The 25,761-nt window shown below is 63.5% G+C and carries 21 protein-coding genes; 18 read left to right on the forward strand and 3 right to left on the reverse strand.

The window, feature by feature from the left end; all coding sequences use genetic code 11:
- The first annotated feature begins 7 nt into the window (after positions 1-7).
- From A5791_RS17190 to A5791_RS17235, 9 genes are all read left to right on the forward strand, one after another.
- Complete coding sequence (locus A5791_RS17190) at positions 8-1,657, forward strand: acetolactate synthase large subunit (RefSeq protein ID WP_067239363.1); 1,650 nt, start codon at positions 8-10, stop codon at positions 1,655-1,657.
- Positions 1,658-1,659: 2 nt separating this feature from the next.
- A complete protein-coding gene (locus tag A5791_RS17195) occupies positions 1,660-2,586 on the forward strand; it encodes a LysR family transcriptional regulator (protein WP_067239364.1) in 927 nt (308 codons plus the stop codon).
- A 230-nt stretch (positions 2,587-2,816) separates the two neighbouring features.
- Positions 2,817-4,079 carry a helix-turn-helix domain-containing protein gene (locus A5791_RS17205; RefSeq protein WP_082966985.1) on the forward strand — a complete coding sequence of 421 codons (1,263 nt, stop codon included), beginning with the start codon at positions 2,817-2,819 and terminating at the stop codon, positions 4,077-4,079.
- Positions 4,080-4,120: 41 nt separating this feature from the next.
- Entirely contained in the window at positions 4,121-4,489 is a 369-nt protein-coding gene (locus A5791_RS17210) for a VOC family protein (RefSeq protein WP_067239372.1), read from the forward strand.
- Between the two features lie 278 nt (positions 4,490-4,767).
- Entirely contained in the window at positions 4,768-5,787 is a 1,020-nt protein-coding gene (locus A5791_RS17215) for an aromatic acid exporter family protein (protein ID WP_067239374.1), read from the forward strand.
- A 420-nt stretch (positions 5,788-6,207) separates the two neighbouring features.
- On the forward strand, positions 6,208-6,507 hold the full coding sequence (locus A5791_RS17220; RefSeq protein WP_067239485.1) for a hypothetical protein: 300 nt from the start codon (positions 6,208-6,210) through the stop codon (positions 6,505-6,507).
- Positions 6,508-6,642: 135 nt separating this feature from the next.
- Complete coding sequence (locus A5791_RS17225) at positions 6,643-8,097, forward strand: catalase (RefSeq protein WP_067239376.1); 1,455 nt, start codon at positions 6,643-6,645, stop codon at positions 8,095-8,097.
- A 68-nt stretch (positions 8,098-8,165) separates the two neighbouring features.
- The gene (locus A5791_RS17230) at positions 8,166-9,620 is read left to right on the forward strand and encodes a catalase (protein ID WP_067239378.1); all 1,455 of its coding nucleotides are present in this window, start codon (positions 8,166-8,168) and stop codon (positions 9,618-9,620) included.
- A 373-nt stretch (positions 9,621-9,993) separates the two neighbouring features.
- Positions 9,994-11,757, forward strand: coding sequence for a GMC family oxidoreductase (locus A5791_RS17235; protein ID WP_067239381.1), 1,764 nt, complete (start codon positions 9,994-9,996; stop codon positions 11,755-11,757).
- Positions 11,758-12,105: 348 nt separating this feature from the next.
- Here A5791_RS17235 and A5791_RS17240 read toward each other — a convergent pair whose 3' ends face one another.
- From A5791_RS17240 to A5791_RS17250, 3 genes are all read right to left on the reverse strand, one after another.
- Positions 12,106-12,432, reverse strand: a complete 327-nt coding sequence (locus A5791_RS17240) for a GNAT family N-acetyltransferase (protein WP_067239384.1) — start codon at positions 12,430-12,432, stop codon at positions 12,106-12,108.
- A 92-nt stretch (positions 12,433-12,524) separates the two neighbouring features.
- A complete protein-coding gene (locus A5791_RS17245; RefSeq protein WP_197504715.1) occupies positions 12,525-13,217 on the reverse strand; it encodes a TMEM175 family protein in 693 nt (230 codons plus the stop codon).
- A 190-nt stretch (positions 13,218-13,407) separates the two neighbouring features.
- Positions 13,408-14,682 (reverse strand): CdaR family transcriptional regulator, encoded by a 1,275-nt coding sequence (locus tag A5791_RS17250; protein ID WP_082966992.1) that lies wholly within the window; start codon positions 14,680-14,682, stop codon positions 13,408-13,410.
- A 190-nt stretch (positions 14,683-14,872) separates the two neighbouring features.
- Here A5791_RS17250 and A5791_RS17255 point away from each other — a divergent pair, with 190 nt between their 5' ends.
- From A5791_RS17255 to A5791_RS17295, 9 genes are all read left to right on the forward strand, one after another.
- Positions 14,873-15,052: a hypothetical protein gene (locus A5791_RS17255; protein ID WP_067239386.1), complete on the forward strand. Its 180-nt coding sequence runs from the start codon at positions 14,873-14,875 to the stop codon at positions 15,050-15,052.
- Positions 15,052-16,230, forward strand: a complete 1,179-nt coding sequence (locus A5791_RS27495; protein WP_082966986.1) for a CdaR family transcriptional regulator — start codon at positions 15,052-15,054, stop codon at positions 16,228-16,230. The genes A5791_RS17255 and A5791_RS27495 overlap by 1 nt, the downstream gene beginning before the upstream one ends.
- Positions 16,231-16,420: 190 nt before the next feature.
- Positions 16,421-17,305: a lysophospholipid acyltransferase family protein gene (locus A5791_RS17265; protein WP_067239389.1), complete on the forward strand. Its 885-nt coding sequence runs from the start codon at positions 16,421-16,423 to the stop codon at positions 17,303-17,305.
- A 14-nt stretch (positions 17,306-17,319) separates the two neighbouring features.
- The gene (locus tag A5791_RS17270; RefSeq protein WP_067239391.1) at positions 17,320-18,804 is read left to right on the forward strand and encodes a long-chain fatty acid--CoA ligase; all 1,485 of its coding nucleotides are present in this window, start codon (positions 17,320-17,322) and stop codon (positions 18,802-18,804) included.
- Positions 18,805-19,040: 236 nt separating this feature from the next.
- Positions 19,041-20,285, forward strand: coding sequence for a cytochrome P450 (locus tag A5791_RS17275; protein WP_067239394.1), 1,245 nt, complete (start codon positions 19,041-19,043; stop codon positions 20,283-20,285).
- Entirely contained in the window at positions 20,282-21,283 is a 1,002-nt protein-coding gene (locus tag A5791_RS17280; protein WP_067239396.1) for a PDR/VanB family oxidoreductase, read from the forward strand. Before A5791_RS17275 ends, A5791_RS17280 begins: the two co-directional genes overlap by 4 nt.
- On the forward strand, positions 21,280-22,344 hold the full coding sequence (locus A5791_RS17285; protein WP_067239398.1) for an aromatic ring-hydroxylating dioxygenase subunit alpha: 1,065 nt from the start codon (positions 21,280-21,282) through the stop codon (positions 22,342-22,344). The genes A5791_RS17280 and A5791_RS17285 overlap by 4 nt, the downstream gene beginning before the upstream one ends.
- Before the next feature lie 18 nt (positions 22,345-22,362).
- A complete protein-coding gene (locus A5791_RS17290; protein WP_067239400.1) occupies positions 22,363-23,901 on the forward strand; it encodes an NAD(P)/FAD-dependent oxidoreductase in 1,539 nt (512 codons plus the stop codon).
- A complete protein-coding gene (locus A5791_RS17295) occupies positions 23,894-25,669 on the forward strand; it encodes a GMC oxidoreductase (protein ID WP_082966993.1) in 1,776 nt (591 codons plus the stop codon). Before A5791_RS17290 ends, A5791_RS17295 begins: the two co-directional genes overlap by 8 nt.
- Positions 25,670-25,761: the final 92 nt, after the last annotated feature.

Consider the following 25,761-nt stretch of genomic DNA (forward strand, 5'->3'; position numbering starts at 1 on the left):
GGCCGGTGTGACTACAGCCGCTCAGTTGATGGTGAAGTGCCTGGAAAACGAGGGGGTCTCCGTCGTATTCGGGCTGCCCGGCGAGGAGAACATCCGCTTCGTGCAGGCGCTGGCATCCTCGGACATCCGCTATGTGCTGACCCGGCACGAGCAGGCGGCGGCGTTCATGGCGGAGATGTACGGTCGGGTGACCGGTCGCGCCGCGGTGGTGTCGGCCACCTTGGGCCCGGGCGCGATCAACATGCAGCTCGGCGTGGCCGACGCCACCACCAACAGCACCCCCATGGTCGCGATCTCCGCGCAAGTCGGGCACGATCGCGAGTTCAAAGAATCGCATCAGTACGTCGACCTCGTGTCGATGTACGCACCGATCACCCGCTGGGCGGCCGGCGTCCCGACCGTGCAGGCCATACCGGAGATGTTCCGCAAGGCGTTCAAGGTCGCCGAGGCCGAACGCCCGGCGGCGGTGTACTTGGCCGTGCCGGAGCACATCGACACCGACGAGGCCGACTATCCCGAGCTGGCACCGTTGCCGCGCAACGTCGTTCGCGCCGACGCGCCGGCGTTCCGTCAGGTGGCGCGGGCCGTCGACATTCTGCGCGAGGCGAAGTGCCCCGTGGCGCTGGCCGGGCACGGCGCCGCCCGCGGCGACGCCACCGCGGCCCTGGTCCGCTTTTCCGAAGAGCTCGGTATCCCGGTCGCCAACACCTTCCACGGCAAGGGCGTCATGCCCGACGACCACCCCAACACGATCGGGACCCTAGGGTTCATGCGCCACGACTATGTCAACTTCGGGTTCGACAACGCCGACGTGATCATCGCGGTCGGCTACGAGCTACAGGAATTCGACCCGGTCCGGATCAATCCGAACTCCGACAAGAAGGTCATTCACATTCATCGCTTCCCGGCCGAGGTCGACCTGCACTATCCGGTCGACGTCGGGATCATCGGCGACATCAGCGCCTCGCTGGACGCGCTCACCGAAGCGCTCGCCGGACACCGCTTCGGCGGTGAGGAAGTCATCCCGGGCTCCGGTCTGCTTGCCGAGGAATTCGCTCGGGGACAACAGGATTCGCGGTACCCGCTGGCCCCCGCGCGGGTGGTGGCCGATACTCGCGCCGCCCTGGGCCGCAGCGACGTCGTGCTGGTGGACACCGGCGCCACCAAGATGTGGATGGCCCGGCTGTATCCGACCTACGTGCATAACACCTGCCTGGTTTCAAACGGGTTGTCCACCATGGGTTTTGCGTTGCCCGGCGCGCTGGGTGTCAAGCTGGCCAGGCCGGACGCCAAGGTGCTGGCCGTGGTGGGCGACGGTGCCTTCCTGATGAACTCGCAGGAGATCGAGACCGCTGTGCGCGAGCGGATACCGCTGGTGGTGCTGATTTGGGAGGACGGCGGCTACGGCCTCATCGAATGGAAGATGGACCTCGAACTGGGTGACCACTACTACGTGAAGTTCGGCAATCCGGACGTGGTGGGCTACGCGGAAAGCTTTGGCGCCAAGGGATATCGGATCAATCGCGCCGAGGAGCTGTTGCCGACGCTGAAGGCCGCGCTGGACGACGACGGCGTGTCGGTGATCTCCTGCCCGGTGGACTACTCCGAGAATCTGCGATTGACCGACCGGCTCGGCGAACTGGACGAGACGCTGTAATCATGCAGTTCCGGCAGCTCGAATACTTCGTAGCGCTGGCTCGCGAGCGTCACTTCGCCCGTGCCGCCAGCGCTTGCTACGTGTCGCAGCCGGCGCTGTCGGAAGCCATCCGCAAGCTCGAACACGAGCTGAAGGTCCCGCTCGTCCGGCGCGGGAAAAAATTCGAAGGCCTGACCCCCGAAGGCGAGCGACTCGTGCATTGGGCACGGCGGATCCTGGCCGACCACGATGCGCTCAAACACGAAGTCACGGCACTGCAGACCGGTCTCACCGGTGAGCTGCGCCTCGGGGTGGTCCCGGCTGCCTCGAGCATCGTTGCGCTGCTTACCGATCCGTTCTGTGCCGCGCACCCGCTGGTGCGGGTACGGCTGGAAGCGAGTCTGCGATCGAGTGAAATCGTAGACAGAGTACGTCAATTCGACTTGGAGGCCGGGGTCATCTACCCGCACGGCCGAGACACCGCCGACCTTGTGGTCACTCCGCTCTACCGGGAACAGCAGGTTCTTATCGCCGGCGGCGAGTTGCTCATCGGCCAAGCTGAGACCATCGACTGGTCCGACGCGCTGGAACTGCCCATGTGCCTGCTGAATCAGGGCATGCGTGGCCGCAAACTCATCGACGATGCGCTGGCCGCACAAAAGCTTGCGGTGACACCGCAGCTCGAAACCGATTCCGTGGCGACGCTGCTCGCACACGTCAGCACCGGGCACTGGGCAAGCATCATCCCGCAGACCTGGATTCACGCACTGCGCCCGCCCGCCGGAGCGCACATCCTGCGGCTGGAAAACCCGTCGGTTACCGCGTTGATCGCGCTGGTCACCACTGCCGTCGAGCCCGGCTCCGTGCTGACCCGTGCCTTCGTGCAGGCCGCGCAGAACGCCGGCATCGAAGACGTACTGCACAAGCCGGTCGTTCCTGCCATCAGCTGACGACCAATACCCCGCGTAATCGGCCGTGCCTATCACGCGGTCGGAATTGCGTCTTGGACACCCTCGGCGACGTCACGCGAGACTGAATGTGCTTCGAAGCGACGCATCCACAGGCCGCGAGGCCAATTCCACTCAGGAGAGATCATGACCAAGAGCCGGTGCATCCTGTACCGCGACTCGGTGGGCGCCGCTGACACACGCACCACCTTGACCAAGAGCCGGACGCTGTGATGCAGCGTTTCGATCATTCTATAAATGGCGCGGACAGCGTAGAGGAAAGCGGCGGAGAGACTCTCGCGAGCTTGCGCTCTATATCCGCACTGCCCGGGTCGCCCAAGCCGCGACGCTACCAACCAGTCCGACCCGACGCCGGCACGACCTGGGCCGTCCTGGTCGGCGCGTTGCTCGACGAGCATGCCGACGTTGCCGGCCGTGTCCGCGAGGCCGTCGCGGCCAGGGTGCCGGCGTATCGCGCGATTCCCGGCGAGGCCCTCGATGCCGAGGTAAGGCTGGAGGTCGAGCGGGTCTTACGGTGCGCCTGCGCAGCCCTGGACGAGAGAGAGCTTGTCGAGCTTGCCGCGATCGGTGAGGCGCGGGCGCGCGATGGCATATTTGTCGACGACATGCTGCGCGCGTGGCGCATCGGTGTCGAGGTTGTCGTGGGGTGCGCGCGTGAGGCGGCACAAGATGTGGGCGTCGACGACTCGTCGGTGCTGGAGTTCGTCCAGTCGGTATTGGCCTGGTCCGATGTCGCCATGGTCACGACTGCCAGAGCGCATCGGCGAGCGGAGCTGGCGCTGGCGCTCGCGGCAGACGAAAGTCGGGCCGCTTTTGTCCGGGGCGCATTGTTGGGTGCGCTGCCTGCCGCCGAGTTGCGGATGCACGCCGAGGTGTACGGCCTGGATACCGATGCGGAGTATGTCGCTGTCCGCGCCCGGCTCGGTGACGACGGACCTCAGTTCCGGATGGAGCAGGCACTCGGTTTTCAGGACCCGGCGCAGGGCCGGCCTGGTTTGTGTGCCCTCGTGGACGGCGACCTCGCTGGTTTCTTGATCGAGCCGCCGCGCCAGGTCGAGGGCGTCGTGGGTTTCGGGCCGCCCAGACCGCTGCTGCGGTTGAACGAGTCCTACCGGATGGCGGCCCGAGCACTGGTGACGGCGGAGGCCTGTGGCCTGCGCGGTGCCTACGACATCGCCACGCTGGGTCTGCGCACAGCTGTGGCAATGGACGCCGATGTCGGCGAATTGCTGCGCAAGCGCTACTTGCAGCCACTGTCCGCAAGCGGTTCGAGCCGCGATCTGGTTGCGACGCTTCGCACCTACCTGGCCTGCGGGATGCACGTGGAGCGCACGGCGGCAAGGTTATTCGTCCATCAGAACACCGTGCGCTATCGGCTTGCACGCTTCGAAGAACTGACCGGTGCCAGCCTGCGGGACACCGAGGTGCTCACCGAGGTGTGGTGGGTCCTCGAGCTTTCGTCGATGCACGTGTGAATTCGCGAAGTCCGTCGGTTCGAACCGATACGGTGAATTGCATGCGTCGCATTGACTACGTCATCCAATATGTCGGGTCACTCGAGCGGTCGGTCGAGTTCTACCGCGACGTGATCGGGCTCGAGGTGCGCATCGAGGGCGACGGCTACGTCGAATTCGAGATGCTCAACACCAAGTTCTCGCTTTTCGAACGCTCGAAGCTGCCTGAGCTGATCGGCCGCGAAGGCGGCACTGCGCCATGCGCCGAGATCGGCTTCCTGATCGACGACGTAGACCAGGAAGCGGAGCGATTGAAGCGGCTCGGTGTCGACATTCTCAGCGGTCCGGTGGATCGGCCATGGCGCGAAAGGACGCTCCACATCGCCGATCCGGACGGCAACGTCATCGAATTCGCGCAGAAGCTGCGGTGATTCCGTGCCGGGTCCAGATCTCAGCTCAGCGCGCTGACTTTGTCCATCATCGTGCGCACTTTGTCGGCGGCCGCGGGCGAACGGCCAGAACCGTGGTGAAGCGTCCTCGCATGAAGCCGGCCATCTTTGCTGAGCATTAGGGGCGCGTTTGTAGTCGTCCCCAAAACTGGGACGAGAAACATCGGAACCGACTCCGTAGTCACGCGATCGCACTGACTGGACACTTCGTGATGGAGAAGCGAAGTATGACAACCTCACACCGCCGTAACGTCCCGGGTATGTTCACCGGGGCCGCCGCGCGTCGATTGCGTCGAGGTTTGTGGCCGATCGCGCAGACCACAATCGCCGCCTCGCTCGCCTGGTACCTCGCCCACGATGTGCTCGGGCACAAGGAGCCCTTCTTCGCGCCGATCTCCGCGGCGGTGTGTCTATGGATGACCAACCTGGTACGGGCGGAACTGGCCGTAGAGATGATTATCGGTGTGACGGTGGGGATCGGGGTGGGCACCGCCGTGCTGGCTGTGCTCGGCACCGGGACGCTCGGAATGGGTGCGGCCGTGCTGTTTTCGCTGACCCTGGCGGTGTTCATTGCGCAGAGTTTCGCTACCCAAAGGACCATGTTCGTCAACCAGAGTGTGATTTCGGCAATCCTGATCATGGCATTCCCGCACACCGGGCTGGGTGTGGAACGGCTGTATGACGCGCTGATCGGCGGGGGCTTGGCGGTAGTGTTCAGCATCCTGCTCTTCCCCAAGAATCCGCTGGCCGTGCTGCACGATGCTCGCGGTGATGTATTGACCGCCGTCGAAGACATTCTCGGGAAAGTCGTTGGCCGCAACAGCAATTCGTCGTCGCCGGACCAAAGCTGGACGCCCTCCGCGGCTGACCGGCTCCACCGACAGCTGGCCCGGCTTGTCGAAGCTCGCGGCACCGCAAGGCAATTAGCGTACGTCTGCCCGCGTCGCTGGCCAATGCGCAAGGCGGTCCGCGTCGCCGATCACCAGGCTTCGCACATAGCGCTGTTCGGCAGCTCGGTGTTGCAGTTGGCGCGCACCCTCAACTGCGTCGCCGAACCGCTCGCGGAATCGCTGCGAGCCGCGACCAGCGAGCTGGCTGACGCCGCCGCAGCTCTGGCCGCCGACGAGCCGGAAATCGCCGCCGCACATGCGGACTCCGTGCGGCATCGCGTCGCGGCGCTACGCCCACCCACCCCGGCCGGCGACGACGTGCTGCCGGCCGCCGTCATCGGTGCGTGCGCCGACGAGCTGGAACAAGTTGTTCATCCCGAGGCGCCATGAATGAAAGACGCCGACATTCAACGTCGAATCGGCGGTGCGTGCGGCTCCTGGGTGTCTACGGAGCCTTGTCCAAAGTCTCACGTTGATTTCCCAGACCGCGTTAGCGGGCACGACAAGCCTTCAATCCATCAGAGCGCTGACAACGATCGGCCGCTTGTAGCGACTACCAAACCGGGGCTCGAAATCGACGCGGCGGATTGGAATCGACTCCGTAGATATCCGTGCGCAATGGGCAGAAAGTTGACGCAGCACGCGAAGCGACGGCAAGGAGCTGACGGCGATATGCAAGCTAAAGACGAAGTCACGCCACGTGAGATGGTGCGCCGCGGGCTCCTGCTCGAAGGCCTCGGCCAACCTGTCGATCTGAATGCCGTGGACTGGTATGTCAAACAACGCAATCCGTCGGCAGCGCCCTCGGAAGTGCAGAACGAAACTTTGGAGGTCATCCGCTCCTTGGTGAACGACGGACTGGTCAGGCTGGGCGCCCAGGTCATGCTGGGTGAACATCTGGGCGGAGTGGCGACCGAAGGTGAACGATTCGTTGCCTGGGACCAGCCGCTGGAGCGATCGATGCACAAGATCTCCCACGTCTACCTCAGGCACTACGACGATCCGGAGAGATGGATGTATGCCGTGTGGCTGCAGCTCACGGACAAAGGGCAAGAGTTCGCGCAGTCAATCGAACAGGCAGATATCGACTCGTACCGAAGGATTGAGTAGGTTTCGCCGTTGAGCCATCGGCGGGACGCCTGACCTCCCCCCGGCCGCCCCGCCGATTCAACTTAACACCGCTAACGGCAATTTAGTCGAATCTCCTTGATTAACAGAAGATTTCAGACTCGAGAGGACGCTGATATGACGGAGAACTTTACGACGACGAATGCCGGTGCACCGGCACCTAGTGACGAACTGTCGTTGACGGTGGGTCCTGATGGGCCGATCCTGTTGCAGGATTCCTATCTGATCGAGCAGATGGCAGCGTTCAATCGGGAGCGGGTGCCCGAGCGTCAGCCGCACGCCAAGGGTGCCGGTGCGTTCGGTCGGTTCGAGGTCACCAATGATCTGAGCGCTTACACCAAGGCCGCGGTGTTTCAGCCGGGTGCGGTGACGGACGTGTTCGTGCGGCTGGCGACAAACGCCGGCGAGCGTGGGAGCGCCGACACGCTGCGCGACACGCGTGGGTTTTCGGTGAAGTTCTACACCACCGAGGGCAATCTGGACATTGTCGGCAACAATGTGCCGATCTTTTTCATCCGCGATCCGATCAAGTTTCCGCAGATGATTCGCTCCGCCAAGCGCCGCGCGAACAACAATTGCCACGACCACAACATGCAGTGGGATTTTTGGACGCTGTCCCCGGAAACGGCCCATCTGGTGACGCTGGTGATGGGTGATCGCGGTATCCCCAAGACATTTCGGCACATGAACGGCTATGGGCTGCACACGTTCAGCTTTCTCAACGCCGCCGGGGAGATCTTTTGGGTGAAGTTTCACTTCAAGACCAATCAGGGCATCGAGTGGTTGACCCAGGAAGAGGGCGACCGGTTGGCCGGCACCGATCCCGACTGCTGCTTGCGGGATCTGCATGAGGCGATCGAGCGCGGGGAGTGCCCGAGCTGGTCGCTGAAGGTGCAGATCATGCCGTTCGAGGAGGCAAAGACCTACCGGTTGAATCCGTTCGATGTGACCAAGGTGTGGCCGCACGCCGACTATCCGCTCATCGATTTGGGCACCATGACCCTCGACCGCAACGTCACCGACCACCACACCGAGGTCGAGCAGGCCACCTTCGCGCCGCACGACCTGGTGCCTGGGATCGGACTGAGCCCGGACAAGCTTTTGCTCGGGCGCAGTTTCGCCTACGCCGATGCGCACCGTTACCGGGTTGGGGCCAACCACAACCAGATTCCGGTCAACGCTCCGAAGTGTCCGGTGCGCAGCTATTCCAAGGACGGGCAGATGCGCTTTGTCAACTCGACCGACCCGGTGTATGCGCCCAACTCCGTCGGTGGCCCGAAAGCCGATCCAGATCGCGCGTCAGAGGTGCGCTGGGCCGCCAACGGAGAGATGGTGCGTGCCGCCTACACGTTGCGACCCGACGACGACGACTGGAGTCAGGCCGGCGCCCTGGTGCGCGACGTGATGGACGACGCGCAGCGGGAACGACTGGTACACAACATCGTTTACCACGTCTCCGATGGCGTGAAAGAGCCAGTGCTGTCCCGCGTCGTCGAATACTGGTACAACATCGACCGCAACATCGGCGAGAAGGTCGAAGACGGCATCCGCGCCGCCAACCTCAGTAAGTAAGGAGCGCGGTAGCGGGACCGTGTTGAAACGTGTGGTCAGTTCCGCTCTACCGTAAGGCAAATCGCGCTATGGCGGACAACTATACGACGACGAATGCGGGTGCTCCGGCGCCCAGCGACGACCTGTCATTGTCGCTGGGTCCTGATGGGCCGATCCTGTTGCAGGATTCGTATCTGATTGAGCAGATGGCTGCGTTCAATCGGGAGCGGGTGCCGGAGCGTCAGCCGCACGCCAAGGGCGCCGGTGCATACGGGCATTTTGAGGTGACAGCCGATGTGGGTGACTACACCAAGGCGGCGTTCCTGCAGCCGGGCTCGACCACGGAGGTATTCGCCCGGTTCTCTTCGGGGAATAGCGGTGAACGCGGAAGTGCGGATACGACGCGCGACAACCGCGGGTTTTCGGTGAAGTTCCACACCACCGAGGGCAATTTCGACATCGTCGGGAGCGATGTGCCGGTGTTTGCGATCCGGGATCCGATCAAGTTTCCCAACTTGATCCGCGCCGGGGGGCGCCGTGCGGACAATGATCTGCACGACCACAACATGGTGTGGGATTTTTGGACGCTCTGTCCCGAGACCGCTCATCTGGTGACGCTGGTGATGGGGGATCGGGGTATCCCCAAGACGTTTCGGCATATGAACGGCTTTGGCCTACACGCGTTTAGCTGGGTTAATTCCGCCGGGGAGATCTTTTGGGTGAAGTATCACTTCAAAACCAACCATGGCATCCAGTGGTTGACCCAAGAAGATGGCGACCGGCTGGCCGGCACCGACCCGGACTGTTGTGTGCGTGATCTGTATGAGGCCATCGAGGGCGGGGAGTATCCGAGCTGGTCGCTGCAAGTGCAGATTATGCCGTTCGCGGAGGCAAAAACGTATCGGCTCAACCCATTTGATGTAACCAAAGTATGGCCGCATGCCGACTACCCGCCCGTCGACGTCGGCACGCTGACACTGGACCGCAACATCACCGATCACCACACCGAGGTAGAGCAAGCCGCTTTCGCACCAGGCAATTTGGTGCCCGGCACAGGGCTGAGCCCGGACAAGCTTTTGCTCGGGCGCACTTTCGCCTACCCCGATGCGCACCGCACCCGCATCGGGGTCAACCACAACCAGATCCCGGTCAACGCTCCCCGGTGTGCGGTGCGATCTTATTCCAAGGACGGCCGGATGCGGTTTGTCAACGCCTCCGATCCGGTGTATGCCCCCAACTCTGACGGCGGACCCCGGGCCGACCCGGTTCGGGCCGCCGAGGTGCGCTGGGCCGCCGACGGGGAGATGATGCGCACCGCCTACACACTGCGACCCGATGATGACGACTGGGGTCAGGCCGGGGCCCTGGTGCGTGACGTGATGGACGATGCACAACGGGAACGACTGGTACACAACATCGTTGGCCATGTCTCCGCTGGCGTGAAAGAGCCGGTGCTGTCGCGCGTCTTCGAGTACTGGCGCAACATCGACTCTGCCATCGGCCAAAGAGTCGAAGAGGGCGTCGGCGCTAGTCTTAAGCACTGACCGCGATGCCATGAATGGCTGTTGTCGATCATGATGCCGCGACACTTAATTAAACCACCAACACCACACGCCGACAGACGCCGCAGCGGCTTAACTTTCGATGGAGGACGGCTCGTCGAAGCAGTGTTGAGGCGAAAAGCCGTTGTCGCTTCGCGTCTTTCAGCTCAAGGAGCCCTGTTTGGCATGTGGTTGTAGCGGTCACCAAAGCTTGGCGCGAAATCCCGCCGAATTACGGAGCCAACTCCATGGAGATCGAAACCGTATACGCACATGCTGCTAACTGCGGATCCGAAATCCGCATCACAGTGGGAAATAACGACTGGATGCGTGGTGGTGCGGCCCCGCTGCATACCCGACGTTCGAGGAGGAACTCATGTTAGAGGAAGAACTCAGTGCCCAAGACGGAGGTCGCTTTGACTTTGTTGTCGTTGGTGGCGGAACGGCGGGGTGCGTCGTCGCCGGCCGGCTTGCCGAGAACCCCAACGTCAAGGTCCTGATCGTCGAGGCAGGCGTCGGCAACCCCTGGGATCTCGAGGGGGTTACCACTCCTTCACTGGCCATGGGCCTGCGCGGCTCCGAGTACGACTGGAACTACAAGGCCAAGTTCGTCGGCCGTCCGGTCTGGGAGCGCATCGACAAGCAATGCACCCGCGGCAGGATCCTCGGCGGGAGCTCCTCAGCCAATTACTTCAGCTGGGTCCCTGGCTGCAAGCCGACCTATGACCGGTGGGCGGAGTACGGCGGACAGGAATGGACCTGGGAGCCCCTTCTGCCGTATCTGCGCAAAAGCGCTACCTACCACGGTGATCCGAAGGATGCCAAGCGCTACCCGGCCGAACTCGAGAAGATCGGCGCCGGTGGCCCGCTGCCCATTTCCCACGCCGACATCCCGGAGTTGGAGAACTTCCGTAAGGCTGTCATCGAGGCTTGGACGTCCAGGGGCTTGCCGCTTACCGAGAACATCTACGACGGTGAGATGAACGGCCTCACCCACTCGATCAACAGCATCTACAACGGCCAGCGCTCCGGCAGCTTCCTGTTCGTGAAGGACAAGTCCAACGTCACGATTGTGCCGCAGGTTCGTTCCAGGCGTCTGATCATCGATTACGCCGATCGCACGTGCAAGGGTGTGACGGTCATCGACGCGTCCGGCAACGAGCACAACTATTACGCCACCCGCGAAGTCATCCTCGCCCAGGGGGCGTTCGAGAGCCCCAAGCTGCTCATGCTCAGCGGTATCGGTCCCGCCCGCGAGTTGGCTAAGCACGGTATCCCGGTAGTCGTCGACTCTCGCCATGTCGGACAGCACCTTTTCGACCACCCCGGCGTCCCGTTCGTGATGCGGATCAAGGACGGCTTCGGCATGGACGACACGCTTATCCGCCACGGTTCCAACTACCAGGCTGCTGTTGCCGCCTACCAGAAGGACCATTCCGGACCAATCGGCTCGGGTCTGCTGGAGTTGATCGGTTTTCCGCGCATCGACGAGTACTTGGAAAAGGACCCGGTCTACCGCGAGGCCAAGGCCGCAAACGGCGGGCTCGACCCCTTCTCGCCGGAAGGGCAGCCGCACTTCGAACTCGATTTTGTTCCGATGTTCGGCAGTGCGTTCCAGTGGCAATACCCGACCCCCGAGGAAGGCGACCACCTCACGGTGATGGTTGACCTGGTCCGCCCGACATACGAAGGCGGTGAGGTGACGCTGAACAGTTCCGACCCGCTGGTGCAGCCCAACATCAACCTCAACTTCCTTGCCAGCGAGCTGGACATCATCGGCTTGCGTGAGGGCATCAGGTTCGTCTACGACATCCTCACCAAGGGCGACGGCTTCAAGGACCTTGTCGTCAGCCAGTACCCCTGGGATATGCCTCTGCATTCGAACGAGCTGATGAGGACGTCCATTCAGGACCGTGTGCAGACGTCATACCACCCCTGCGGCACCAACCGGCTGTCCAAGAACATCGAGCAGGGCGTCGTCGACCCGAAGCTGAAGGTCCACGGCGTCAACAAGCTCCGCGTCATCGATGCTTCCGTCTTCCCGATCATCCCTGACTGCCGCATCCAGAACACGGTTTACATGGTTGGTGAGAAGGGCGCTGACATGATCAAGGATGACCACAAGGACCTGTTCAAGTAGCCAGCGGACTTTCGGTTGGCCCGGCAACGTCGCCGGGCCAACCGATGCTCAAACACGAAGGGCGCCTGCGTAATCGGCGCACGCGAATATGTAGGAATGCGCGATCGTTTCACCGTAGCCGGATGTTTCGTCACACCGTCACTCCCGCACCGGGAAGGCGGGCATGTGGCGGGTTTGGAATCTGATAGCGCCGGTGATAGCACATTACAAAATCAGTGGCCACGCCGCGCAGTGACTCACGGGGCTGATGTGACTTGGTGCCGTCATAATTCGCCAACATCGCCCATGCAGTCCGCGCGACGGCATGGGTACAGGTGTAACGCGTACAAGCCTCAGAACCACTCAGGCTCAAGAGATTTGGGCTCGCACCACTGCGTGCGCCTGTGGAGTGATGGGATCGAGGATGTCGTCGTAGTCCTCGTGCTTGTCGACATAGGCGGCGACGAACGGGCAGATCGCCACAATCCGGATGCCCGCGGCGCGCGTATCGTCCAGCGCGAACGCAATCAGCGTGCTGGCCAGGCCGCGACCGGCGAACTTGTCGTCGATCTCGGTGTGGTAGAAGATGCGCTGACTGCGAGTGTCGACGTAGGCGGCTAAGCCGGCCTGCACGCCGTCGGCGCTGATCTCGTAACGCTTGTGCTCGCCGACAAGGGTGACCGACGCCTCGCTCACCTCGCCGCTCGCTGGTCGGGTAAAAAGTCCTCGGCCTTTTCGTCGTCCTAGCACGGGACCCCCTATGGCAGTGTTGGTCGCTGGTGACGACGCTACCGCCTGGACGGTCTTTTGCGCGCCAAGGATTTCAGCCCCTCGCTGGTGAGGCCGTAGAAGACGGGCAGTGCAACAAACACGCCCAACGCAATCGCCGGCAACCACAGAACTCCGACGATGCCGGCGGCCAGATAGGCGACGATGCCGACAATCGCGCGGATACGCTCAACGCCGAACATTTCGCGATCCGAGCCCTCCTCGACCAAGCGATCGCGGTGGCGGTGAACCTGGTGGTACAGCAGCAGCCAGCTCGCGCACATCGCGGTGGCGATGCCGGCATACAGGCCTACTGCGGTACGAGCGTCCGTACTGTCGATGCCCATGATGAACGCATGCGACAGCACTGCGGTGGGAAACGGGATCAAGGCCGTGGTCAACAGCAAAGCGAGGTTGGCATAGTGCACCCCTCGGTCGGCGCGCTGGATGCCGGCGAAAGTTTGATGGTGGTTCAGCCAAATGACCGCGACGTAGGCAAACGATGCGAAATATGCGAGATATGCCGGCCATTGTTGGCCGAGCGCCGCCAGCAGGCGGCCATCGGTGTGCTCTGGTGCCTTCAGGTCGAGCACGAGCAGGGTGACGACGATCGCGAACACTCCGTCGCTGAACGCCTCCAGCCGGTTGGTATCTGGTAGCGGCGGGATGCGCTGATCGTCGGAGTCGGCCTGGTCGTTAGGTTTCGCGCGCACGGTTGAAATCCTCGGTGGTGGGGCTGAGGCGGTCTTTCCGTTCAGCACACTACGGTTTTGTCCGCCGAGGACGAACGCACCTCGGTAGATCGTCGGCCGGAGACCCCAGCATTTCGCCGAACGTGTTCTGAGGGTGAGAATTTGGCCGAAAAGTCGCCCTCACGACACGCTCGACGCAGATCCGCGACCCTCACCCCAGCACCGTCGCGCCGAACCAGTGGCAAAGCAGCAGCGCGACTTCGACATCCAAGCGGTCGTCGGCGATGGGCCGGCCACGACGTTCGATTGCCCGATTCACGCGATATTTGACCGAGTTGGCGTGCAGGTGGAGCTCCTCTGCGGCCGCTTTGTGGCTGCCGCCGGCATGCAGGAAAACTCGCAGTGTTTCGCGCAACCGCTCGTCGGCCTCGGTGTCGGAGGCGAGCGGCCCAAGCACCTCCGCAATCCACGCCGACGCGGATTCGACGTTGTCGCCCAGCAGTGCCGCGATAGCCAGGCCCGGATCGGTCGGCGTGACGATTCGGCGGTCGGTCGTGCCTGACGCGATCGCTACCGAGCGGCCGTGCTCCGCCTGCTGATGTGAGCGGCGAAAGCCGTCGATCCCCGGCAGCGGATTGCCGGCGGCAACGGACGGGCCATCCGGCACCGACTCCGCGAACTGGCGGATCTCGGTCAGCACGTTCGGTGCCCTGTCCGCCGGCACCGGGATCCATGCCCATCCGGTCACGCGATCCACCGAAATGAACAACGGACTCTCCTGAGAGCCAACCGATTCGGACAGCTTCTGCACAAAGCGTTCCATCGAGTCCAGTTCGGTGACGTCGGTGGACTCGGGGCACCAGGTGACGAGCGCGACGTGCAGACGCCGCAGCGGGTAGCGGATCGCGATGGTCGTTGCGTCGACGTCGGCGTCGCCACCGGCAAGTAACTCGCGAACGTGCAGGGCGCGCAACGTGTTTCGATTGCCCAGCCATCGGTCGCGCTCGTCCTGATAGGCGGCCACCACCCGCTGCGAGGTCAAGTCGATATATGCGAATGACACCGCCGCCATTTGCTCGTACACGTCCAGACTCAGTTGCGGATCTAGTCCGGCTGCCCGAATCTCATTGAGCACAAAGTCCAATGCCGCGCGGTGGCCGAGCCGGTAAGCGCGCACCAAGGCGTTCGCTGAGATCTCGCGCTGCGCCAGCCGACGGGAATACTCGAGTGCGGCAGTCGGCGGCTCGATGTGCTCCACGGGTATGCCGTTGCGAATAGCCGAGAAAAACGTGTCGACGTTGGACGCCACGGTATCGCGCAACAACTGCACCAACTGCGCGTCGCCGGCCAGCTCGGTGATCTCGGTGACCAGCAGTTGCTGGATTGACCGTGTCGCAGCCTCCAGCTGCTCATCGAGCCTGGCGGCAATCAGTGCCGCGGTCTTCGCGACGATCGCGCGATCGGTGCCAGTGGCGTCGGCCCCCATGGTCCGAACGTAGTCGGCATTGTCTCCGCGAGACAACGGGTTGCCAATAGTTGGTCACCGCAGGACGTCGATCCGTGGGCGTGCGCTCCGTAATTTCTTTACCAGCGCGGGGGGCCCCGAATTCGGAACCGAGCGTCTTGAAATCAATCAAACCCGACTGTCTTCGCTGTGCGGAGAAAGGAGTGACTCCATGCTCGGCTTGTTCATCTACCTCATCATGATCCTGATGCCGGTGCTGATCCCGCTGGGCGTCACGGTCACGCACGCGGTCGGCGAATTCCGGACTAGGACCGGCAGTACGGCCAAGATGGCCAAGAAGTCGGTGCCGGCAACAACGCGACGGCCCACTCCCGCCGTCGCTCCGGCGTGATGCCGCGACATCTGGTGTTGAGCCCGCCGGGCGAAGCACAGGGCGCGCGGAGCGGCGACGTCCTGTTCGAGACGATGCTCGGCGAGTACCAAGAGCTTGCCGAGCGCATCCGCGAGGCCATGCAGGCCCGGCTGCCCGCGTATCGCTCGATCTCCCGGCAGACGCTCAGCGCTGAAGTGGGATTGCAGGTTCAACGGGTCTTGCTGTCCGCCAGCGCCGGACATGCCGAGGTCAGCGGCGACGAACTCGCGGAGCTCGCCGAGATCGGCGAAGCACGGTCGCGTCAAGGCATACCCGTCGACGACATGTTGCGCGCCTGGCGAATTGGTGTCGAGGTGGTCTTCGGTTACGCGCGTGAGGTAGTGCAGCGGCTGGCCATCGGAGACGGCCAGATCCTGGATTTCATGCAGTCGGTCCTGGCGTGGTCGGACGTCGCCATGGTCGCGACCGCCAAGGCGCATCGCCGCGTCGAAGTCGCGCAGGCGATCGCCGAAGAAGAACGACGCACCGCGTTCGTCCGCGGCGTGCTGATGGGTACGCTTCCCGTCGCCGAAGTTGCCGTACACGCCGAGGTGTACGGGCTCGACCCCGCAGGCGAATACGTCGCGGTCCGGGCCCGACTCGGCGAGGATGTCCACCAGCGGGCGCTCGAGCGAGTGCTGGGTTTCGGTGACGCTGGTCAGCGGCGGCGCGGACTTTGCGCGGTCGTCGACGGCGACATCGCGGGCTTCTTGAGCGAGCCACCCCCCAGCAACATCGACGGCGTCGCCGGGTTCGGCCCACCCAGATCGCTGAAGCACCTCGCCGAGTCGTATCGCCTCGCCGCGCGCGCGTTGATGACAGTGCAAGCGTGCAATCTGCGCGGCGCCTACGACATCGGCTCGCTGGGGGTGCGGGCCGCCGTGGCAATGGACGTCGATCTCGGTGAGTTACTCCGGAGGCGATACCTGGAACCGTTGGCCGCCGGCGGTTCCGCCACCGAATTGATGGCGACGCTGCGCGCGTACCTGGCCTGCGGCATGCACGTGGAACGGACTGCCAAGCGATTGTTCGTTCACCAGAACACCGTTCGTTACCGGCTGACCCGTTTCGAGGAATTGACCGGCGCAAGTCTGCACGAGACGGAAGCCCTCGTCGGACTGTGGTGGGCCCTCGAGCTTTCCGGAATGCGCTTGTAATGGCCGCCAAAGCGGGCCGGGAAATCTCGGAATCGGCTCTGATGACCTCCGGTTACGGCGGACGGACACTCGACCGTATGTCTTTGCCGGACCGAGTCACTCCCACCTCAATCAGTTAACCAAAACCACCAGGAGGACCACGATGGCAACGACAACACCGACAACGCTCCCACGTAACGGGTTGATAGACATGGTCGAGACCGTGCCCAACGGAAAGGCGCGTGCTAAGCAGGGATGGCTCGCGCAACTGGTCGCCGGTCGCACGGGGGGCACGGAACCGCTGCGCGGCCCTAATGAGAAGTTCATGCGCTACATCCAGAACCCGGTCTGGAACTTCCTGTGCGACCACTATTTTCGTCTTGAGATCGACGGCTGGCACCGGATACCCGACGAGCCCTCGCTGCTGATCGGCATCCATTCCGGCGGCGCCCTGACGATGGACGCCTGGACGCTGGTGCACTCCTGGTACCGCCGCTTCGGAGGGCGCCGAATCCTGCACGGCACCGCCCACGACGTGCTGATGGCCGCACCGCTGCTGGGCGACTACTTCAAGGCGGTCGGGGTAATTCCGGCGTCGCGCCAGGGCGTCACCAAGGCGCTGGCCGCCGGACACGACGTGATCGTGTGGCCCGGCGGCGAGCAAGACGCGATGCGCAGCTGGCGTCATCGCGACAAGGCGTTGTTGTTCGGCCGCAAAGGCTTTGTCCGCCAAGCCATTCGTTCAGGGGTTCCGATCGTTCCGGTGGCGACCGTCGGCGGCCACGACACCGTATTTGTCTTGTCCGAAGGCCGGTTCATCGCCCGTTGGACCGGCCTGGGCAAGCGCCTCCGCGGCGCGACCGCGCCGATCATCGCGGGCGTGCCGTTCCCGCTGGCTATCGAGATCCTGCCCGCCCACCTCCCGCTGCCGGCGAAGATCCGCACCGAGTTCCTGGATCCCATCCGCGTGGACACCGACCCCGCTCGCGCCGACGACACCGAATACGTCAACTCGGTGTACGACCAGGTCGAAGGCGCGATCCAGGACGGCATGGACCGCCTTGCCAAACGTCGCAGCTTTCCGATTCTTGGCTGATTCGAGGTGACGACATGACCAGCCTCGCGCTGAACTTGACGGCGACCGCCCGCCGCCAACCCGATAGCGTCGCGCTGCGGCTCGACGAAATCGAAATCCCTTATGCGGGACTCGATGCGGCCAGCGCCTGCCTGGCGGGGTTGCTGGTCGCTCGGGGTCTGCGTCCCGGCGACCGGGTCGGCGTCATGTTGCCCAACGTTCCGTACTTCGCCGTGGCCTATTACGGCGTGCTGCGTGCCGGCGGGGTGGTGGTGCCGATGAATGTTCTGCTGAAAGAACGCGAGACCACCTTCTACCTCTCCGACTCGGCGGCCAAGGCCGTGCTCGCCTGGCACGAGTTCGTCCCGGCCGCTCAGGCGGGTGCGGACGCCGCCGGGGCGGAGTGCATCGCGGTTGTCCCGGGCGAGTTCGAAGAATTGATCTGCTCCGCCGCGCCCGTCGCCGAACCGGTGCCACGCCGAGACACCGATACTGCCGTCATCCTCTACACGTCGGGCACCACCGGCACTCCGAAGGGCGCTGAGCTGACCCATGCCAACCTGCGGCACAACGCCGCAACGGTGGTGGCGATGCTGAACCTCTCGGCCCACGATGTGATTCTGGGCGCCCTGCCGCTGTTTCACGCATTCGGGCAAACCGCGGGCCTCAACGCCGCGGTCGAGGCGGGAAGCTGCCTGACGCTGATCCCGCGGTTCTCACCCGAACGGGCACTGGAGATCATCCAGCGTGACCGGGTCAGCGTATTCGAAGGCGTCCCAACGATGTTCGCCGCAATGCTGCACTGCGGCGCGCGTCCCGACACCGGCTCGCTGCGGCTGTGCATCTCCGGTGGAGCCGCGATGCCGGTCGAGGTGATGCGCGCCTTCGAAAGCGCCTTCGACGCCATGGTGCTCGAGGGTTATGGGCTGAGCGAAACCTCTCCCGTGGCCTCGTTCAACCATCCCGGACGGGAGCGCAAACCCGGGTCGATCGGTACCCCGGTGGATGGGGTCGAAATGAAATTGGTCGAGCCGGGAGACGACGGCGTCGGCGAAATCGCGATCCGCGGGCCCAATGTCATGAAGGGCTACTGGAATAGGCCGGACGCGACGGCCGCGGCTGTCGATGCTGACGGCTGGTTCCGCACCGGCGATCTGGCGCGTGTTGACGACGACGGCTATTTCTTCATCATCGACCGCTTCAAGGACATGATCATCCGCGGCGGCTACAACGTCTACCCGCGTGAGATCGAGGAGGTGCTGCACGAGCATCCCGTGGTCCGCGAGGCCGCTGTGATCGGGGTGCCCGACGAGATGCTTGGTGAAGAAGTCGGCGCAGCCGTCGCCCTGCTACCCGGCGCCGAGGCTAACGCCACGGCGATCCGTGACTTCGTCAAGGACCGAGTCGCGTCCTACAAGTACCCGCGGCGGATCTGGTTCGTCGACGAACTGCCCAAGGGCCCCACCGGTAAGATCCTCAAACGCGACATAGCCATTCCGGCCATCCCGGTGGACGCATGATGGAAATGCTTGTAGCACAGAGATTTTGGCGACAATCACTCCCACGTCCACGTGACCCGACGTGGCCGCGATTCGATTGCGTGCAACCGTCAATCTTTGCCGTCAAACCATTTACCGTCAAGGCGCATCGGCGCAGACTGAACAACATCAGCAGCCCCTTCTAACGCAGTTTTGAGGCACGTCCCACGCCGTAAGCCGAAACACGAAGTAATTAAACGCAAGTACAAGGAGTAGCCATGACAGCCATCCACGAACGGGACCTCGACACTGTCGACCTGGCCGACCAATCGGTGTGGGACGACGGCCCGCCGTATGAGCTGTTCGCCCGAATGCAGCGCGAAGACCCGGTGCACTTCAGTCCGCAACGCAACCGGCCGGACGAGGGCGGATTCTGGGACATCACCCGTTTCGAGGACGTGCGTACCGTGAGCCGCGATCACCGGACCTTCTCCTCGGAGAAGCGCGGCATCTTCCATTGGGACGAGATCAGCGACGGTCTCACGTTGGACCTTCAGCGGCTACAGCTGATTTCGATGGACCCGCCCCGCCACGACCGCCTCAAGGCCATGGTCATCAAGGAATTCACCCCGGAAGCCGTTGCCAGGCATGAGGAAGCGGTCAAGCGGATCATCAACCATGTTCTCGACAGCGTGGCTGACAAGGAGCGATTCGATTTGGTCGCCGATGTCGCGCGGCCCATCCCGGCTCGCGTGATCGGCTCGCTGCTGGGCACCCCTCCCGAGGACGATGCCACGCTGGTGCACTGGACAAACGTGTTCACGGCGTTCGAAGACCCGGAAATCCGGAAGCAATGGGGTGACCCGGGAGCGGTCGTCACCGAGATCGTCGAGTACACCCAAGGCCGGATTGCGCAGCGCGACGACTCTATCGGCGGCAACCTGCTTGACGCCATGGTCAACGCCGAGGTTGACGGCGAGAAGCTCAACGAGCTGGAAATCGCCACGTTCTTCGTGCTGCTGATGTCGGCGGGCAACGACTCGACCCGGGCAACCTACAGCTCGACGATGCTGGAGATCATGCGCAACCCGGAGTTGCGTCAGCAGCTGCGTGAACACCCCGAGCTGATCCCCGCCGCGGTGGAAGAGGGGCTGCGCATGTATCCCGCGTTTGCGTTCATGGCACGGGCCGCCACCAAGGACACCGAGCTGGGCGGCAAGCAGATCAAAGAAAACGATCGGCTGCTGCTCTGGTACATCGCGTCCAACCGTGACGAGTCGGTGTTCCCCAATCCGCACACGTTCGACCTCACCCGTGAGGGCCTCGCGGACAAGCACCAGGCCTTCGGCGGTCGCGGACGACACTTCTGCCTGGGGACCAACCTCGCCCGCCTGGAGCTGAGACTGTGGATTCAGCAGACCCTGGAACGCTTCCCCGACCTGGAACTCGACGGCGAGCCGAACCGGGTGCGGGCGCTGTTCCTCAACCAGTACAACTCAATTCCGGTACGGAGAACCTCGTGACGACCACAGAGACGACCCGCGCCAGGGCCGCCTATCGCGAAGTCGAGGTCGACGTCGAAGTTCGCCGCCGCGAAGCGGTCTCCGACGGTGTCGTCACGCTGACGCTTGCCGATCCGACCGGCGCCGACCTGCCGGAGTGGGCGCCGGGTGCACATATCGATCTGATGCTGACACCGTCGCTGGTGCGGCAATACTCGCTGTGCGGCGACACCGCCAACCGGGACGAATGGCAGGTCGGGGTGTTGCTCGATCCCAATAGCCGCGGCGGATCCCAGTTCGTGCACGACAAGCTGCACGAGGGAGCCACGGTACGGGTCCGCGGTCCGCGCAACCACTTCCCGCTGGTGGGTTCGCCGCGGTATCTGTTCGTGGCCGGCGGCATCGGCATCACCCCGATGGTGCCGATGATCGGAGCGGCCGAGGCGGCCGGTGCCGACTGGCGTCTGCTCTATGGCGGCAGGACGCGATCGTCGATGGCCTTCGCCGACGACTTGCAGCGCCACGGCGAGCGTGTCACTCTCTGCGCCCGGGATGCCCAGGACGGGGCGAACTTTCGGGAGTGCCTCGGCACAGCGCTGTCCGAGCCGGGCGAGAACACGCTGGTGTACTGCTGCGGGCCCGAAGGGCTGCTGAGCGCGGTCGAGGACGCATGCAAAAGCTGGCCTCCGGGCAGCCTGCACATCGAACGGTTCTCGGCCAAAGCGCTGGAGGAACCGTCACCGGACGCGTTGGCCACATTCGAAGTGGAATGTCAGCGTTCCGGCGTGACTTTGACTGTGCCACAAGATAAATCGATCTACGAAGTATGCGAGGAAGCCGGCGTCGACGTGCTTGGCTCCTGCATGGAAGGTGTCTGCGGCACCTGCGAATGCGACCTCCTCGAGGGCGAGGGTGATCATCGCGACTCAGTGCTCAACGACGCCGAGAAGGAAGCCAACCAAAGCATCCTGATCTGCGTTTCGCGCTCCCGCTCAGAAAGGTTGGTGCTCGACCTATGAGGTCCAACTATCCGTACAACTGCTGGTATGTCGCTGCGAGCAGCGACGAGGTCGGGCAAGGTCTGTTGGCACGCCGCCTGCTCGATAAGCCGGTGGTCATGTACCGTCGCGCCTCCGGAGAAGTCGTGGCCATGGAGGACCGCTGCATTCACCGGGCCTATCCGCTGTCGGCCGGCCGGCGCGACGGGGATCGCGTGATCTGCGGCTACCACGGTTTCGGCTATGACCCCGACGGCTGCCTGGTGGACGTGCCGTCGCAGGAGAATGTGCCGCCGGGTGCACGAGTGCGCACCTACCCCGTGCGCGAGCAGTCGCCGTTCGTCTGGATCTGGCTGGGTGATCCTGGCGTCGCCGCGCTGCGTCCGCCGCCACGCGTGCCCTGGTACCGCGACGGCACGGGGTGGGCGAGCACCACCGAGGTGCTGCGCTTCGACGCGAATTACCTGCTGTTGCACGAGCATTACCTCGATCTCACCGACGTCTTCGTGATGCATCCGGAGGTGGTGCCCCCCGATATCGGGGTGCTGCCCCAACTCGACGAGGTCGAAGTCTCCGAAAGGTCCGTCTCCTATTCCCGGACGACACCGCCCAGCAGGCTTGCGCCGTGGGAGGCGGAGATCACCGGCCTTCCTGCCGACACCACGGGCAGCCGGCGTGAGGAAGGAATATTCGTTTCACCGGCACTGCATGTCCAGCACTACGTCATTGCGGTAGGGGATGGGCCCCAAGACGGAAAAGGTCATGCGCTCTTGCGGATTCAGGGATTCACCCCCGAATCCCCGCAAGCGACCCACGTGTTCCTGCAGATGGCCCGCAATTTCGCGACTGACGATGCCCGTGTCGAGGAGTTTCTCCGCAGCATGTTCCATGAGTGGGCGATGCGAGATGCGGTTGTGCTCGAAACGATTCAGGGTCGGTTGGGCGAGGAGACCGTGCCTCGGCGCGACCTCAACGTGAAGGCTGACCGCGCCGCGGTCCGGGCACGGCGCATTGCTCTAGAGATGGTCGACGAGGAATCCGGGCGGTTCATGTTGAGCCGGATTCTCACGGCATCCGGATGACTTCCGGATGACTTCCGGATGACCATGGCGGCAGGAAATCGCAACGAAGTCACCATCATCGGTGCGGGCTTCGGTGGGATCTGCATGGGCATCAAGCTGCGCCGGGCGGGTGTCTCGTTCACCATTCTGGAGAAAGGAGACCGCGTCGGTGGGGTATGGCGTGACAACACCTACCCCGGTGCAGCATGCGATATTCCGTCACACTTGTATTCGTATTCCTTTGAACCGAGCCACGATTGGTCGCGCAAGTACGGCACTCAACCGGAGATCCAAAGCTACATCGATCATTGCGCGCGCAAGTACGGTGTCATCGATCAGGTCCGCTTCGGTCAGCAAGTGAACCAGGCCGAGTTCGATGAACGCTCGAGTCGATGGCTGGTCAATCTGGACAACGGAGATACCGTCGATTCGAGATACCTGGTGGCGGCTACCGGCCAGCTGAGCCTTCCTGCCGATCCAAAGTTCCCCGGCCTGGAGTCGTTCGCCGGCAAGGTCTTTCACTCCGCGCGTTGGGACCATGATTACGATCTGCGGGGCAGGCGCATCGCGGTGGTCGGCACAGGCGCGTCGGCGATCCAGTTCGTCCCGCAGATCGCGCCGCGGGTCGCGCGGTTGCATGTGTTGCAACGCTCGGCGCCGTATGTGCTGCCCAAGCCTGACCGGCCGTACACGCCGCTGGAGAAGTACCTCTACCGGCATTTTCCGGCCATGCTGGTCGCGAGTCGCACTCGTCAGTATGCCTATCACGAGGCGCGGGTGCTGCCTCTGACCAAGGGCGTCGGAGTGAAGGCGATCGAAAAGGCTTGGGAGCGGTACTTCCGTGCCCAGATCACCGACGACAAGCTGCGCGAACTGCTACGGCCGGATTACGCGATCGGTTGCAAGCGGGTGCTGATCTCCAATGACTGGTACGCCGCGTTGAGCCGATCGAATGTGGAGGTCATACCGGCCGGCCTGACGGAAGTCAGGAGCGAGGGCATCGTGGCTGCCGACGGCTCGGAACGCGAGGTGGACACGATCATTTTCGGCACCGGGTTTGCCACCAACGACTTTCTGGCGCCGATGAGCATCATCGGACGTGACGGTCGTGAGATACACGACGTTTGGGCTGAGCGAGGCGGCGCGGACGCCTTCAAAGGGATCTCGGTGCCGGGGTTTCCAAATCTGTTCCTGTTGTACGGGCCCAACACCAATCTGGGACACAATTCCATCATCTACATGCTGGAGACCCAGACCGACTATGTGCTCGAGGCACTGCGGCATGCCGCCAGTCATGGGGCCAAGTGGCTCGACGTGCGTCCCCAAGCACATGCCGAGTTCAACAAGGACCTGCAAGATCAGCTGAAAAAGACTGTCTGGCAAGCTGGTTGCGACAGCTGGTATGTCACTGACGCGGGCAAGAACACCAACAACTGGCCGAGCTTCACCTTCGACTATCGCCGCCAGACCCGATATTTCGACCCGGTGCACTACCAAACCGACGCCACGTCGGGCACCGAGTTGCCATCTCACGCCGCGGCGGGTGCCGGACTTCGAACAGGAGAACGTGATGTCTGAAAAATTCGATTACGACGTGGTGGTCATCGGATCGGGTTTCGGCGGATCGGTGGCGGCGTTGCGCCTTACCGAGAAGGGCTATTCGGTAGGTGTTTTGGAAGCCGGGCGGCGGTTCGAGGACGACGAACTCCCGGACACCAACTGGCAGATACGAAAATTCTTCTGGGCGCCCAAGTTGGGCTGCACCGGAATTCAGCGGATCCACGTGCTGCCCGACGTGCTCATCCTGGCAGGCGCCGGTGTCGGTGGGGGCTCGCTGGTGTATGCGAACACCCTGTACGAGCCGAAATCCGATGCGTTCTACCGTGATCCGCATTGGTCAGATATCAGCGACTGGAAAGCAGAGCTGGCGCCCTACTACGACCAAGCCAAACGCATGCTCGGGGTGGTGAAGAACCCGACCATGACACCGTCGGACCGGGTACTGCTCACGGTTGCCGAGCAGATGGGGGTGAAGGACACGTTCGGCATGACCCCGGTCGGGGTGTTCTTCGGACCGGAAAACACCAAAACACCCGGCGAGGAGGTCGACGACCCGTTCTTCGGCGGAGCGGGCCCGCGCCGGCGCGGTTGTCTGGAATGCGGCGAATGCATGACCGGCTGCCGGCACAACGCGAAGAACACACTGGTGAAGAACTACCTCTACCTGGCCGAGCAGGCCGGCGCACAGATTCACCCGCTGACAACCGTCACCGCGGTGCGACCCGTTGACGGCGGCTACGCGGTGGACACGGTACGCACCGGTTCTTGGCGGGTGAAGAAGACCGCCCGGACGATCACCGCCGAACAGGTTGTGTTCGCCGCCGGTACCTGGGGAACCCAGCAACTGCTGCACCGCATGAAAGCTGAAAGCATCTTGCCGCGTCTGTCGGATCGCCTGGGAGAACTGACCCGCACGAACTCGGAGGCACTGTGTGGCGCCAGCCTCAAACTGCGGCACCGCAAGAGCCAGGACTTCCACGAGGGCATTGCGATCACGTCGTCGATCCATCCTGACGACAGGACGCACATCGAACCCTGCCGCTACGGCAAGGGCTCCAACTCGATGGGACTGCTGACCACCGTGATGACCGACGGGGGCGGGAAAGTGCCGAGGCCGGTGAAGTGGCTGGGACAGGTGCTACGCCATCCCGCCCAGGCCGCTTCGCTGTACGTGGGGCTGCGAGATTGGTCGCAGCGCACGGTGATAGCACTGGTGATGCAGACGGAGGACAACTCGCTGACGCTGTTTCCCAAACGCACCCGGTTCGGCCGGATCAAGCTGTCCTCGCGGCAAGGTCACGGTGTGCCCAACCCGACCTGGATTCCGGCCGCCAACGAGGCCGTCCGGACGCTTGCCCGCGATATCAACGGCATGCCGTGGAGCAGCGTCGGCGAGATCTTCGACGTCCCGATGACCGCACACTTCCTGGGCGGCTGCGTGATTGGAGACTCTCCCGAACGTGGAGTGATCGACCCCTACCACCGAGTGTTCGGTCACCCAGGTCTGCACATCTTCGACGGTTCGGCGATTTCGGCCAACATCGGGGTGAACCCGTCGTTGACGATCACGGCACAGGCCGAACGGGCCACCTCCTTCTGGCCCAATAAGCGCGAAACCGATACCCGCCCGGCGCTCGGCACCGGTTATCAGCGGATCCAGCCGGTCGAGCCGCTGAAACCCGTTGTCCCGGCCACCGCGCCGGCGGCATTGCGGCTGAGCAAGTTTCAGGCCGGCACAGTGCCGCCATCCTTGCGGTCGGAGGGCAGCGCGTCACCTGCATCCTGACTCGATACCTCAGCCGATGCATGTCGCAAGCGCGCGGGTCTGGTCGTCGCTGGAAGATTCAGGCCCGACTTCGCCGCCCCGTGCCGGCGACG

Source organism: Mycobacterium sp. 852002-51163_SCH5372311 (assembly GCF_001667115.1).
Classification (GTDB): Bacteria; Actinomycetota; Actinomycetes; order Mycobacteriales; family Mycobacteriaceae; genus Mycobacterium.

Coding starts and splice junctions, on each gene's coding strand:
- A5791_RS17195 (WP_067239364.1), top strand. CDS start 1,660: ATGCAGTTCCGGCAGCTCGAATACTTCGTAGCGCTGGCTCGCGAGCGT.
- A5791_RS17205 (WP_082966985.1), top strand. CDS start 2,817: ATGCAGCGTTTCGATCATTCTATAAATGGCGCGGACAGCGTAGAGGAA.
- A5791_RS17210 (WP_067239372.1), top strand. CDS start 4,121: ATGCGTCGCATTGACTACGTCATCCAATATGTCGGGTCACTCGAGCGG.
- A5791_RS17215 (WP_067239374.1), top strand. CDS start 4,768: ATGTTCACCGGGGCCGCCGCGCGTCGATTGCGTCGAGGTTTGTGGCCG.
- A5791_RS17225 (WP_067239376.1), top strand. CDS start 6,643: ATGACGGAGAACTTTACGACGACGAATGCCGGTGCACCGGCACCTAGT.
- A5791_RS17230 (WP_067239378.1), top strand. CDS start 8,166: ATGGCGGACAACTATACGACGACGAATGCGGGTGCTCCGGCGCCCAGC.
- A5791_RS17235 (WP_067239381.1), top strand. CDS start 9,994: ATGTTAGAGGAAGAACTCAGTGCCCAAGACGGAGGTCGCTTTGACTTT.
- A5791_RS17250 (WP_082966992.1), bottom strand. CDS start 14,682: ATGGGGGCCGACGCCACTGGCACCGATCGCGCGATCGTCGCGAAGACC.
- A5791_RS17255 (WP_067239386.1), top strand. CDS start 14,873: ATGCTCGGCTTGTTCATCTACCTCATCATGATCCTGATGCCGGTGCTG.
- A5791_RS27495 (WP_082966986.1), top strand. CDS start 15,052: ATGCCGCGACATCTGGTGTTGAGCCCGCCGGGCGAAGCACAGGGCGCG.
- A5791_RS17265 (WP_067239389.1), top strand. CDS start 16,421: ATGGTCGAGACCGTGCCCAACGGAAAGGCGCGTGCTAAGCAGGGATGG.
- A5791_RS17270 (WP_067239391.1), top strand. CDS start 17,320: ATGACCAGCCTCGCGCTGAACTTGACGGCGACCGCCCGCCGCCAACCC.
- A5791_RS17275 (WP_067239394.1), top strand. CDS start 19,041: ATGACAGCCATCCACGAACGGGACCTCGACACTGTCGACCTGGCCGAC.
- A5791_RS17285 (WP_067239398.1), top strand. CDS start 21,280: ATGAGGTCCAACTATCCGTACAACTGCTGGTATGTCGCTGCGAGCAGC.
- A5791_RS17290 (WP_067239400.1), top strand. CDS start 22,363: ATGACCATGGCGGCAGGAAATCGCAACGAAGTCACCATCATCGGTGCG.
- A5791_RS17295 (WP_082966993.1), top strand. CDS start 23,894: ATGTCTGAAAAATTCGATTACGACGTGGTGGTCATCGGATCGGGTTTC.